General features: G+C 62.7%; 14 protein-coding genes. 4 read left to right on the top strand and 10 right to left on the bottom strand.

Annotated elements, in window-relative coordinates; translation table 11 throughout:
- Positions 1–62: 62 nt before the first annotated feature.
- The 3 genes from WGH93_RS04625 to hppD all read right to left on the bottom strand — a co-directional run bounded on the left by WGH93_RS04625 (position 63) and on the right by hppD (position 3,209).
- Positions 63–806: a response regulator transcription factor gene (locus WGH93_RS04625; protein WP_374763689.1), complete on the bottom strand. Its 744-nt coding sequence runs from the start codon at positions 804–806 to the stop codon at positions 63–65.
- Positions 807–1,448: 642 nt separating this feature from the next.
- The gene (maiA, locus tag WGH93_RS04620) at positions 1,449–2,096 is read right to left on the bottom strand and encodes a maleylacetoacetate isomerase (protein ID WP_374763688.1); all 648 of its coding nucleotides are present in this window, start codon (positions 2,094–2,096) and stop codon (positions 1,449–1,451) included.
- 42 nt (positions 2,097–2,138) lie between these two features.
- Positions 2,139–3,209 carry a 4-hydroxyphenylpyruvate dioxygenase gene (hppD, locus tag WGH93_RS04615; protein ID WP_374763765.1) on the bottom strand — a complete coding sequence of 357 codons (1,071 nt, stop codon included), beginning with the start codon at positions 3,207–3,209 and terminating at the stop codon, positions 2,139–2,141.
- Between the two features lie 183 nt (positions 3,210–3,392).
- Between hppD and WGH93_RS04610 the strand changes: the two genes are divergently transcribed.
- A complete protein-coding gene (locus tag WGH93_RS04610) occupies positions 3,393–3,911 on the top strand; it encodes a MarR family winged helix-turn-helix transcriptional regulator (protein WP_374763687.1) in 519 nt (172 codons plus the stop codon).
- Here the strand turns inward: WGH93_RS04610 and WGH93_RS04605 are convergent.
- Positions 3,901–4,932 (bottom strand): asparaginase, encoded by a 1,032-nt coding sequence (locus WGH93_RS04605; protein ID WP_374763686.1) that lies wholly within the window; start codon positions 4,930–4,932, stop codon positions 3,901–3,903. The two genes, WGH93_RS04610 and WGH93_RS04605, sit on opposite strands and share 11 nt — an antisense overlap.
- Positions 4,933–4,963: 31 nt before the next feature.
- Positions 4,964–6,079 carry an alanine dehydrogenase gene (ald, locus tag WGH93_RS04600; RefSeq protein WP_374763685.1) on the bottom strand — a complete coding sequence of 372 codons (1,116 nt, stop codon included), beginning with the start codon at positions 6,077–6,079 and terminating at the stop codon, positions 4,964–4,966.
- A 159-nt stretch (positions 6,080–6,238) separates the two neighbouring features.
- Between ald and WGH93_RS04595 the strand changes: the two genes are divergently transcribed.
- The 3 genes from WGH93_RS04595 to WGH93_RS04585 all read left to right on the top strand — a co-directional run bounded on the left by WGH93_RS04595 (position 6,239) and on the right by WGH93_RS04585 (position 7,921).
- Entirely contained in the window at positions 6,239–6,703 is a 465-nt protein-coding gene (locus tag WGH93_RS04595) for an Lrp/AsnC family transcriptional regulator (RefSeq protein ID WP_374763684.1), read from the top strand.
- Between the two features lie 79 nt (positions 6,704–6,782).
- A complete protein-coding gene (locus WGH93_RS04590) occupies positions 6,783–7,394 on the top strand; it encodes a hypothetical protein (RefSeq protein ID WP_374763683.1) in 612 nt (203 codons plus the stop codon).
- 173 nt (positions 7,395–7,567) lie between these two features.
- The gene (locus WGH93_RS04585) at positions 7,568–7,921 is read left to right on the top strand and encodes a hypothetical protein (protein WP_374763682.1); all 354 of its coding nucleotides are present in this window, start codon (positions 7,568–7,570) and stop codon (positions 7,919–7,921) included.
- 80 nt (positions 7,922–8,001) lie between these two features.
- Here the strand turns inward: WGH93_RS04585 and WGH93_RS04580 are convergent, their stop codons facing one another.
- The 5 genes from WGH93_RS04580 to WGH93_RS04560 form a co-directional block, all read right to left on the bottom strand.
- Positions 8,002–8,178 (bottom strand): YqaE/Pmp3 family membrane protein, encoded by a 177-nt coding sequence (locus WGH93_RS04580; RefSeq protein WP_374763681.1) that lies wholly within the window; start codon positions 8,176–8,178, stop codon positions 8,002–8,004.
- A gap of 106 nt (positions 8,179–8,284) precedes the next feature.
- Positions 8,285–8,587: a helix-turn-helix domain-containing protein gene (locus tag WGH93_RS04575; protein WP_374763680.1), complete on the bottom strand. Its 303-nt coding sequence runs from the start codon at positions 8,585–8,587 to the stop codon at positions 8,285–8,287.
- Positions 8,580–8,963: a type II toxin-antitoxin system RelE/ParE family toxin gene (locus WGH93_RS04570; protein ID WP_374763679.1), complete on the bottom strand. Its 384-nt coding sequence runs from the start codon at positions 8,961–8,963 to the stop codon at positions 8,580–8,582. The genes WGH93_RS04575 and WGH93_RS04570 overlap by 8 nt, the downstream gene beginning before the upstream one ends.
- A 137-nt stretch (positions 8,964–9,100) precedes the next feature.
- Positions 9,101–10,132, bottom strand: a complete 1,032-nt coding sequence (locus WGH93_RS04565; protein WP_374763678.1) for a cysteine synthase A — start codon at positions 10,130–10,132, stop codon at positions 9,101–9,103.
- A gap of 112 nt (positions 10,133–10,244) precedes the next feature.
- Entirely contained in the window at positions 10,245–12,116 is a 1,872-nt protein-coding gene (locus tag WGH93_RS04560; RefSeq protein ID WP_374763677.1) for a DUF885 domain-containing protein, read from the bottom strand.
- Between the last annotated feature and the right edge of the window lie 14 nt (positions 12,117–12,130).

Below are 12,130 nucleotides of genomic sequence, written 5' to 3'. Positions count from 1 at the left end.
GGTTTTTGTATCCGTCCATGCCGTGGGGGTGGGGCCGGGTGAACCGCTGGCGCCCCACCCGGTCATCCGCCGGTATAGACATAGCCCGTGCCGTAAACGGCCTCCACCGGCAGGGGCAGACCGGCCCGCTGCTGCACCTTCTGGCGCAGGCGACGCACCAGGGCATCCAGATTGCGGCGGGCCTGTTCCGTATCCCGCTTGCCCATGGCCACCACCAGCGTGCCACGATCCACCGGCACACCCGGCGTTTCCGCAAGGCGCACCATGAAGCGGTGTTCCGACGCCGTCAGGGTGATGCCGCCGCCATCGGGCAAGGCAAGCTGCATGGTCTCCCGCCCCACGGACCAGCCGCCGGGGCTGCCCTTGTCGGCGACCAACTGTATCAGGCGGCGCTTTTCCGCCACGCGGACCAGCAGATTGCGGATGATGGCATCCAGAATCAGATAATCCGTGTCCTTGGACAGATAGTGGTCCGCGCCGGCCTGAAAGCCGGTCAGAACATCGGTGGCGCTGTCCCGCAGCGACAGCATGACAATCCCCACATCCTCCCGCTCTCGCAGACGGCGGCTCAGGGAAAAGCCGTTCTCCCCCGGCAGATTCACATCCAGCACCACCACACGGGCCCCGGTGGCGCGCACCGTATCCATCAGGGTCTCGCCGCCATCCAGCGCCTGGACCGTCAAGCCGCGCTCGCTCAAAAAACGACAGATCAGGGAGCGGCTGGTGGCATCATCTTCCACCACCAGTACATCCAGCGACGAAGACTGCCCGTCACGCGGTTGAACGGCAGAAAAAGGGCCCGACACGGGGGATGATCCTGACATGGCAGCCTCTCGGAAACAGGGCGCCTGGACCGGCGCCGGGGACACATTCTTACAACGACGATCAGAATTAAGTCAAATCAGACGGAAAAACAAGTCATCTGCCCCGCGATAAGCGCCAAAGATGTGGTCTGTGCATCTTTTGGAGGTCTTTTTTCCGCTCACGCCTTGGCGCTGCGCGCCACGGCTTTGTTTTCGCTCACGCAAGCACGCTGAAGCGTGCGCTCCGCGGGGGCGCCGCATCGGCGGCGGGCCACGGTCGTGGCCTCCGCTCATCCCGCGCAGTGGCGGGATGGCGGTAGAGGCGACGTTGGTGCGAGCGGGAGCTGTTTTTTGCCGCTCACGCCTGAGCGCTGCGCGCTGCGGCTCCGCGGGGGCGCCGCATGGGCGGCGGGCCACGGTCGTGGCCTCCGCTCATCCCGCGCAGTGGCGGGATGGCGGTAGAGGCGACGTTGGTGCGGGCAGGGCGGGGTTTGTTTTCGCTCACGCAAGCACGCTGAAGCGTGCGCTCCGCGGGGGGCGCCGCATGGGCGGCGGGCCACGGTCGTGGCCTCCGCTCATCCCGCGCAGTGGCGGGATGGCGGTAGAGGCGGCGCCGGTGCGAGCGGCGGGCGGTTTGAGTGTCGCTTATCGGGGGGCGTCCGCCTGTGCTTCGGGGGCGGCGCGGCGGAAGGCGGGCAGCTCCGCGCAGGCTTCATCGATCCGGCGCAGGGTGGGATAATCGTCCAGCGGCGTTTCAAACCGGCGCGCATTCCAGATTTGCGGCACAAGATACAGGTCCGCCATGCCGGGGGTTTCCCCATAGCAGAAGGTGCCGGTCAGCGGGCTGTTTGCCAGCATCATCTCCAGCGCCTGAAAGCCGGTATGTATCCAGTGCTGGTACCAATCGGTCACCGCCGTCCCGTCCGCGCCGAGCGATCCCTTGAGATAGGTGAGAACGGACAGATTGTTCAGCGGGTGGATATCACATCCCACCACCGCCGCAATCTGGCGCACCCAGGCGCGATCAGCCCCCTTCGCGGGCAGCAGCGGCGGATCGGGCCAATTTTCTTCCAGATATTCCAGGATTGCGGGGCTCTGGCCCAGCACCAGGTCGCCATCCACCAGGGTCGGCACCCGCATCTGCGGATTGATGGCGCGATAGTCCGGCGTTTTCTGGCCGTCCTCGCCGGGCTTTAGATTGACCGGCACATGGTGCGCCTCAATTCCCTTGAGATTAAGGGCGATCCGCACGCGATACGCGGCGCTGGAGCGAAAATATCCATAAAGCTTCATGCCCGCACCCCTTGAACAGACCCCGCCCGCATCGGGCGGCGATCAGTCATCCGTCAGAACGCCGCGACGGATCTGATCCAGCTCGATCGATTCGAACAGCGCCTTGAAATTGCCTTCACCAAAGCCTTCATTGCCCTTGCGCTGAATGATTTCAAAAAAGATAGGACCGATCACATTCCGGGTGAATATCTGCAATAGCAGACCCTGACCTTCGGTCGGCGCACCGTCAATCAGGATTTCCCGCTGGCGCAGGGACTCAAGGTCTTCACCATGGCCGGGGATGCGCGCATCCACCTGCTCATAATAGGTGTCCGGCGTGCTCTGGAACGCCACGCCCCGTTCCCGCAGAACATCCACCGTATGGCAGATATCATCCGTGCCGAGCGCGATATGCTGAATGCCCTCGCCGTTATATTCCGCCAGATATTCCGCGATCTGGGACTTGTCGTCGGAAGACTCGTTGATGGGAATGCGGATCTTGCCGCAGGGGCTGGTCATGGCGCGGGATTTCAGGCCGGTCAGCTTGCCTTCAATGTCGAAATAGCGCACCTCCCGGAAATTGAAGATCCGCTCGTAAAAGCCGGCCCACCTGTCCATGCCGCCGCGGTCCACATTATGGGTCAGATGGTCGATATAGGTCAGCCCCGCATCCAGCGCATCCGCCCGCGCGCCCTCAATGGGGACAAAATCCACATCATAAATGCTGTTTTCGCCGTACCGGTCCACCAGATACAGGCGGCTGCCGCCGATCCCTTCAATGGCCGGAATGTTCAGCTCCATCGGCCCCACCGGGCCCTTGACAGGCGTGGCCCCAGCTTCCACCGCCGCGCTGAAGGCACGGGCCGCATCCTTGACCCGAAAGGCCATGGCGCAGGCACAAGGGCCATGATCGGCGGCAAACTGCTGGGCGAAACTGCCCCGTTCCGCATTGATGATGAAATTGATATCGCCTTGGCGATGCAGGGTCACATCCTTGGACCGGTGCCGGGCCACGGCGGGAAAGCCCAGCCGCTCGAACAGGGAACGCAGCATATCAGGGTCGGGCGCGGCATATTCAACGAATTCGAAACCGTCCAGCCCCAGGGGGTTTTCCCACAGGTCGGCGCCAGTCATGCGCGCCTCGGACGGGCTTTTGGTGGCAGTATGGCTTGCGTGCGTGGTCGTCATGGCGCACCCTTTCCTGATATGAGGGAAAACAGAAACCCCCTTGGCCTGTTGTAGACATAATAGTTACCGTTGAAACTAAGTGCAAGGGGGGAAAGGCGCGCCCTGCCTTGAGACTGGAGAAACTGTTTCATGTCCGACCACCCAGATGTCTTGCCGAAAGATTTTCCAGATGCTCCGCCGGATGCGCACGGGGAGATACGGCCCACAACCCCCGAACCGCTCAGGCTGGCGCGCTTCCTGCCCTATCGGCTGTCCATATTGTCGAACCGCATATCCGGCGCCATTGCCGAGGGCTATGAAGAGCGCTTTCAGTTGAGCCTGCCGGAATGGCGGGTCATGGCGATCCTTGGGGAAGAACCGGACCTGTCCGCCGGCGATGTGGCGCAGCGCACCGCCATGGATAAGGTGGCGGTCTCCCGCGCTGTGCGGAAACTTCTGGATGCGGGGCGGCTGGAGCGGCATTTCTCGCCGGACGACAAGCGCCGCAGCGTGCTGGCCCTGTCTCCCAAAGGCCAGGCCATATATGACGATGTGGTGCCCATCGCACAGGCTTATGAAGACAATATCCGCGCCCAGATGAGCGACGAGGAATGGCGCCTGCTGAACGATCTTCTGGACCGGCTTGAGAATATCCAGCTTACGCTGTAACGGCCCGATCCCGCCCGGCGAGGCGATCAAGGGCGGCGCGCCAGGCGGCCCCATCCCCTTGCCCGTTATTGGGGCCTTCCACCACCCGCGCGCCGCCCAGCAGAACGGACAGCGCCAGCCGCGCCCGCGCCCCGCCAAGGCCACCGGATGGAATCAGCCCTCTGGCGATCAGGTCCATTTCCGCGCCCCGATAGCCATAGGTCCCCTCCAGCACCCGGCCAAAACCGGTGCGACTGGCCAGCACCACCGGCAGCCGCGCCGCCAGTTCCACCAACCGGTCGGCGGTCGCTTCGCTCACATGGCCGGCGCCGAAGGCATCCACCACAAGGCCATCAAGCCGCGCCGGGTCCAGCGCCATCAGCCCGGCATCGCCGTCATCCAATCCCACGGACAGGCGGGCCACCCGCGCCGGTGCGCAATCCGACAGGTCAAGGCGCAGCGCGGGCACCGGCAGGGCGGCCAGATAGCAGCCCCCCTCCACCACCTGCCCCAGCGGCCCGCCATCGGCGGTAAAAGCATCCAGGCGGCTGGTATGGGCCTTCACCACCCGCGCCGGGTCATGCACCGCATTGTCCATCACCAGCACGACCGCCCCGCTGCCCGCGCGCGCCAGATGCAGGGCCGTGGCGGCGCTGTCGGCAAGATTGGCCGGGCCATCGGCCCCCGGAGCACGTGGCGGGCGCATGGCACCGGTGAATACGATCGGGCGGCTGCCATCATGGGCGAGACTGGCGAGAAAGCTGGTTTCTTCCAGCGTATCTGTACCCTGGGTAACGATGACGGCATCCGCGTCACTGCGGGCGGCGTGGGCCAGCACATCCCGCACATGATCGAGGGTGAGATTGGCACTGCCCACCCCGGCGAGCGACGTGGCCCGCACCGCCGCCATCTGGCCGACGGCGGGGGCCGCCTGCACGAGGTCCGAAGCGCTCAGGCCGGGAGAGACACCGCCATCCTTCCCCGGCACCATGGCAATGGTACCGCCAAGGGCCAACACATCGATCACCGGCTTGTTCGCCACGCACGCCTCCGCGGTTCGGGGTATCGCCCTGTCAGTTCAACAGGTCGTCAGCGGGGGTATAATCCAGTTTCTGATCGTCCGCCACGGCCTTGTAGGTGATTTTGCCGCCCGACACATTCAGCCCCGCCTTCAGGTGCGGATCGTCCTTGCACGCCTGTTTCCACCCCTTGTCGGCGATGGCCACGGCGAAGGGCAGCGTGGCATTGTTCAGGGCCAGCGTGCTGGTGCGCGCCACACCGCCGGGCATGTTGGCCACGCAATAATGCACCACTTCATCCACCACATAGGTGGGGTCTTCATGGGTGGTGGGTTTCGATGTCTCGAAGCAGCCGCCCTGATCGATCGCCACATCCACCAGCACACTGCCGCGTGGCATGTGGGACAGCATCTTGCGCGTGACCAGCTTGGGCGCGGCGGCACCGGGGATCAGCACGGCGCCCACGGTCACATCCGCCCGCAGCACATGCTCCTCCACACTGTCATCGGTGGAATAAACCGTTTTCACACGGCCCTGGAACATGTCGTCCAGTTCCTGCATCCGCTTCAGGCTGCGATCCAATATGGTCACGTCCGCGCCCAGGCCCACGGCCATGCGGGCGGCATTGGTGCCCACCACGCCGCCGCCGATCACCGTGACCTTGGCGGGTTCCACGCCGGGCACGCCGCCCAGCAGCATACCGCGACCGCCCTGCGACATTTCCAGCGCGTGCGCCGCCGCCTGAATGGACATGCGCCCCGCCACCTCGGACATGGGCGCCAGAAGCGGCAGGCCGCCGCGACCGTCCGTGACCGTCTCATAGGCGATGGCAGTACAGCCGGACTCGATCAGGCCCTGTGTCTGCTCAGGGTCCGGCGCCAGATGCAGATAGGTGAACAGGATCTGCCCCTGGCGCAGCATCCGGCATTCGGCGGGCTGGGGCTCCTTCACTTTCACGATCATGTCCGCCTGTGCGAACACGGCCTTCGCGTCGGGCGCGATGTTGGCCCCGGCGGCTTCATAATCCCCGTCGCCAAAGCCGATCTCGAAGGCGGCATTGGTTTCCACCAGCACTTCGTGACCATGCCCCACCAGTTCGCGCACGGCGATAGGGGTCAACCCCACCCGATATTCCCGGTTCTTGATTTCCTTCGGCACGCCGATACGCATCCTGATCCTCCCGATGCTGAGACTTTTCCGATCCGTCTGGATATGCGGGCATATTATCAATGCTTGCCGGATATGTCCTTGCAAAGGACTGCCCCCTGCATCACCATTTATAGCAGAAAATGCGAAATTTCTGTGATTACCAGCAAGGAAATACGAACCATGGCGTTTGACAAGATTGATCGTGCAATCATGGACAAGCTCCAGAAAGACGGGCGCATCAGCAATGCCGCACTGGCGGAGGCGGTGGGCCTGTCGGAATCCGCCTGCCTGCGCCGGGTGAAGCGGCTACAGGGCGACGGCATCATCACCCACACCGCCGCCCATCTGGACGCGGCCAGGATCGGTCTGCCCGGCAATGTGTTCGTGCGCGTCTCGCTTCAGGAACAGACGGAAGAAAACCTGGCCCGCTTCGAAGAGGCCGTGCGCGATGTGCCGGAGGTGATGGAATGCTATCTGATGAGCGGCGACGTGGATTACATGATGCGCGTGGTGGTGCGGGATGCGGCGGATTATGAGCGCGTCCACAACCGCCTGACCGGGCTGACCGGCGTGGCGCGCATTCATTCCGGCTTTGCCCTGCGCACCGTGCTGAAACGCAGCCGCCTGCCCCTGCCCGGCGATTAGGGCCGCATCGTGATTTCGGTTCCACGCCAATAGGGCGTACACTATCGCACTGGACTGATGCAGCAGGGAGGGACCCAACATGACAGACAGATCCACATTCACGCCCATCATCCGCCTGGCGGCCGTGGCCGCCATCACGGCGGGGCTTGCCTTTGTGACACAGCCGGAAGGCTTCATCACAGGCAATCCGGGCACCGCGAATGCCCAGGACGAGAGCGAAGGCAAAGGCGAAGAAGGCCGGAAGCAGGCCGAGAAAGCTCACGAAAAAGGCATGAAACAGCGCGAGGCCGCGCACGAAATGGCTCAGGCTGAAAAAGCCTATGAACGGCGTATGCACAAGGCCCAGGCCGAATATGAACGGGCCGTGGCCAAGGCCGAGCAGGAAGACGACCCGGAAAAACGCGCCGAAAAGCTGGAAAAGGCGGAACAGAAGCTGGCCGAAAAACGCCACAAGGCCGAAGAGAAAATGGCCAGGCACCGCGCCCGCCATGAAAAGCACAAGGATGGTGCCATGGCAAAACATGGGGGCAAGCACGGCGACATGCACAAGGCCAAACATGGCGACGATGGCCACCCCGGTCGCGGCAAGGGCAAGGGCGACGGCAAGCCTGATGACGACGATGACGATGACGATGATGACGATGATGACGATGATGACGATGATGACGACTACGATGATGATGACGGCTGACCGTGAAACCGTAGCGGGGCATTGATCCCCGACACCAGGGCGGCCCCGCGGGGCCGCCCCACGGGGTTGCCGCGTGCGACAGAATGCCCCGCTTCCGACACATTCCCGCCCTTTGGGGAGCATAATCCGGCGTGAGTCTCACCTCCATCGACAATCAACCTTTGGAGGAAACCATGACCGAGATCACTTTGAAGCGCCTTTTCGGGACGAGCATGATCGCCCTTGGCCTTGCCCTGGTCAGTCAGCCCCAGGATGCCTTCACCCCGTCCGCGTCCGCCGCAATGGCTCAGGATCAGGACGACAAGAAGGACGAGGACAAGAAAGAAGAAGACAGCGATGACGACGACACCCGCTTCCTGACGGCGGCTGCCGGGCCTGAGGACGACAAAAAGGAAGACGACAAAAAAGACGGCGACAAGGAAGAAGATGACGACACCCGCTCCCTGACCGCCACCGGCCCCGACGACAAGAATGACGAAAAAGACGACGAAGATGATGATGAGGACGACGACACCCTCGCCGCCTGATCGCGCATCAGGACCGGATCTTCCGAAGCTGGTCGCCCGAACGGGTGGCCGACTTTTTTAATGCGCCGCCTACCCGGCCCTCAGCCCCGCTGACCCGGATTGTTCAGGATGACCCAAAGCGCATGGATCATGCCCGGCACGAAAAACAAAAGCGTCAGAATCAGATTGAGCAGAAAGGTTCCCCCCAGCCCGAACCGCAACAGCACCGCCACCGGCGGCAGAAAAATCGCCAGAATGACGATCAGCAGATTGCCCATGATAGCCCCCTTTGAAAATGGTTTCAGGCTCTCATCCCGCTTGAAAAGATGCAACAAACGGCACCGCCGGACCACGGCGCTACCAAAGAGCCGACACTTGCTGCCCTTAAAGCAAAGCCTCGATACCCTTCCGGTCGATAACATCCAATAGTCTTTGGGCCGATCCGCCAGGCGTTTTCACGCCACGCTCCCACTGAGCGATGGCGCTGACCGTCACGCCCAGAAAAGCGGCAAAAACAGGCTGACTCATGCGGGTTTTATCGCGGATCTTGCGAATGTCCGCTTGTGTGAAAGTGCGCTTCTCAGGCAAACACAGATCATCCATCACTTTCATCGTCACCGCATCCATGGCGCCCACTGCGTGCAGGTCCCTAGCAGTAGAATGCATGTTTTCCAAAGCTTTACTCATTATCCAGCACCTTTTCGATGATTGCGCCCGTGTCTATCAACGTCCTGATCTGATCGCTCGTTGCATTAAGGAGGCTTTTGGCAACGGTTTCGAAAGCGGCTATTTCTTTCTTGGTTACATTGCTTTTGCTGCTCTTTGCGTAAATCTCAAGAAAGATGATCAAAGAACGCTGCCTATTTTCAAATGCAACAATGGTTCTGAAGCCACCACGCTTGCCAGCCCCCTTTCGAGCGACCCGCTTTTTTGCAATGCTGGCGGAAAGTCTCGCTTCATAATGGCCGGCAGCCACATCCCGCGCCGCCAGTTCAAGCGCCCTTTCTTCCACGCCCTCTCTGCGCGCATCTCGGGCAAAACTCTTCAACTTCCATATTTTCATATATCACAGACATAACACTTAGTGCTACCATTTTCGTCTTTTCCGTTCCAGATTGATTCCTCAACAACATGAAAAAGCCCCGTCACAACGGGGCTTATCCAATAAGCAAAAAATCTGGCGCACGCACAACGCCGCCCTCACCCCCGCAGCCATGCCGGGGTGGGCAGGTCTTTGGCGCGGAGGAATTCGGGGTTGAACAGCTTGCTTTGATAGCGCAGGCCGCTATCGCACAATATGGTGACGATGGTGTGCCCCGGCCCCATTTCCTTGGCCAGTTTTATGGCGCCCGCCACGTTCACGCCGGTGGAGGCGCCCACGCACAAACCTTCCCGTTGCAGCAGGTCAAAGGCGATGGGCAGGGCTTCCTGATCCGGGATCTGATAGGCGTGATCCACCACCGCACCTTCCAGATTGGCGGTGATGCGGCCCTGGCCGATGCCTTCCGAAATGCTGGTGCCCTCGGATTTCAGCTCCCCCGTGGTGTAATAGCTGTAGAGCGCCGCGCCCATCGGGTCCGCCAGGCCGATCTGGATGTCCCGGTTATAGTCCTTCAGCCCCATGGACATGCCCGCCAGCGTGCCGCCGGTGCCCACGGCGCAGATGAAGCCATCCACCTTGCCGTCGGTCTGCTGCCATACCTCCCGCGCGGTGGTCTTGATGTGGGCGTCCCGGTTGGCCACATTGTCGAACTGGTTGGCCCAGATGGTGCCGTGGGGTTCGCTCTCGGCCAGGTCCGCCGCCATGCGGCGGGCGATGTGCTGGAAATTGTTCGGGTCGCTATAGGGGGCGGCGGGCACCAGTTCCAGCTCCGCGCCCATGATGCGCAGCGTATGAATCTTTTCCTGCGACTGGGTTTCCGGCATCACGATCAGCGTGCGATAGCCCTTGGCATTGGCCACCACCGCCAGCCCGATGCCCGTATTGCCCGCCGTGCCTTCCACGATCAGCCCGCCCGGTTCCAGCGTGCCGTCGGCTTCCGCCTGTTCGATGATGTTCAGCGCGGGCCGGTCCTTCACGCTGCCGCCGGGGTTGGCATATTCCGCCTTGCCATAGATATCGCACCCGGTCAGTTCCGAGGCGTAACGCAGCTTGATGAGCGGCGTATTGCCGATTCCGGCGAGCGCACCGGTGGCTTCGGGCTTGACGGCAAGGGTCCCGTTGGCGGGCATATGTCTTTCCTCCGGCTGATAGGACGGGCGATCTTTCCCCGCCCCTTAGAAAACGTGATGCGCCCCATTTTTCAAGGACAAAAGCACTGTCGGGCAAAAGTGCGCCACCTGTTCACGGGCTTTCCCGCTCCTGCTGCGCGTCGATCCAGCGGGCCACCCGCGCGCTCAGCACATCCAGCGGCATCCCGCCCGCCGCCAGGATGCGGTCGTGGAACGCCTCGATATCGAACGCCGCGCCCAGTTCCCGTTCGGCGCGCTCCCTCAGGGCCAGTATGCGCATCTCGCCCACCTTGTAGGCCAGCGCCTGCCCCGGCCAGCTTATATAGCGGTCGGTTTCCGTGCGCACATTCAGCGGGCTGAGCGCGGAATTTTCCATCAGGCAGCGCATGGCCCGATCCCGCGACCAGCCAAAGGCGTGCATCCCCGTATCCATCACAAGGCGGCAGGCACGCCACATTTCATAGGTCAGGCGCCCGAAATGCTCATACGGGGTCTGATAGATGCCCATTTCCACGCCCAGCTTTTCCGCATACAGGCCCCAGCCCTCGCCGAAAGCGTGCGGATACAGGCCCACGCGGAAATCCGGCACGTCCTTCAATTCCCGGCTTAGCGCACTTTGATGATGATGGCCGGGCACCGCTTCATGCAATGTGAGCGCGGGAATGGCATAAAGCGGGCGGTTTTTCAGATCGTGCGTGTTCACCCAGTACATGCCCCCGCGCGGCGCATCCAGCGGTGCGCCCACATAGCGCCCGGTGGTGTAATTGGGCGCGATCTCGGCGGGGACCGGCTCCACGCCATATGGCTGGCGCGGCAATCTGCCGAAAAAGGCGGGCATCTTCAGGTCGATCCGCTTGGCCGTGCGGCTGGCAAAGGCCAGCAGGTCCGCGGCGCTGTCGGCATAAAAACGCGGATCGGTGCGCAGAAATTCAAGAAAGGCGTCGAAGCCGCCGTCAAAGCCCACCTCATCGATAATGCCCTCCATCTCCGCGCGGATACGCGCCACTTCCGCCTTGCCGCGCTCGAACACCTGTTCGGGGGTCAGGTCCAGCGTGGTATAGAAGCGCACCATGGCCCGGTAATAGGCGTCCCCCTCCGGCAGGTCGGTGGCGGCGATGCTCTCCCGCGCGGCGGGGTAATAAGTCTCCCGCATGAAGCGGTTCAGCCGTTCATAGGCGGGCATCACCTTTTCCATGATCACCCGCCGGGCGGCGTCACGCAGGCGCGCCTTTTCCGGCGCGTCGATCGACCTGGCCATGTCCTGGAACGGCCCCCAGAAGGCGCTTTCCTCCGCGCTTTCCCGGATCGGGGCGGCGAAGGTGGGCAGCAGCCCCTTCAACACCACTTTGGGCATGGTAAAGCCGGTTTCCATGCCAAGCCGCATATTGGCCATATGCTCGTCGAAATGGCGGGGAATGTCGGCCAGGCGGCTGATATAGGCATCATAGTCGGAAACGCGCCTGAACCGGCTGGACTGCCACAGCCGCAGGGGGCGGGTGTGAAAGCCGCTGTCGCTGTAAAACGGAATGCGCCAGGTGCGGAATCTCTCCGATATCAGGGTGCGTTCCAGCAGATAGGCGAACAGGTCGTAATTCAGCCGGTCTTCCCGTGACAGGGCCGCCCGGTCTATGGCCGCCAAACGCTGCTTGAAGGCGCGGGCCTGCGCGTGGCGGCGTTCATGATCCGCCGCGCTCACCGCCTTCATGCGGCTGGCCGGTGGCTGAGGTTCCCCCACCGGGCCGGTGCCGGGATTTTCCTGATAGTGGAAGGCGCGTTCGTCTTTGAAAAGCTGATGCAGCGCGGCGGTGGCGGGCGAGTCCTCCCCCGCGGCATGGGCGGGTACGGCAAAAGCCCCGAACAGCACGCTTCCCGGCACGACCATTCGCCGCAGGGCGCGACACAGGTGCCCCCACGGTGTGCGATATGCCCACAGTGTATGGTGCGCCCGGCTTTGCAATCGGCCCCGTGTGAGTGCTGTGATCATTGGTCTGCCCCCTC

It is taken from the genome of Yunchengibacter salinarum (assembly GCF_037658235.1).
Taxonomy (GTDB): domain Bacteria; phylum Pseudomonadota; class Alphaproteobacteria; order Sphingomonadales; family Kordiimonadaceae; genus Yunchengibacter; species Yunchengibacter salinarum.
This window is presented reverse-complemented; position numbering and strand designations above follow the sequence as displayed.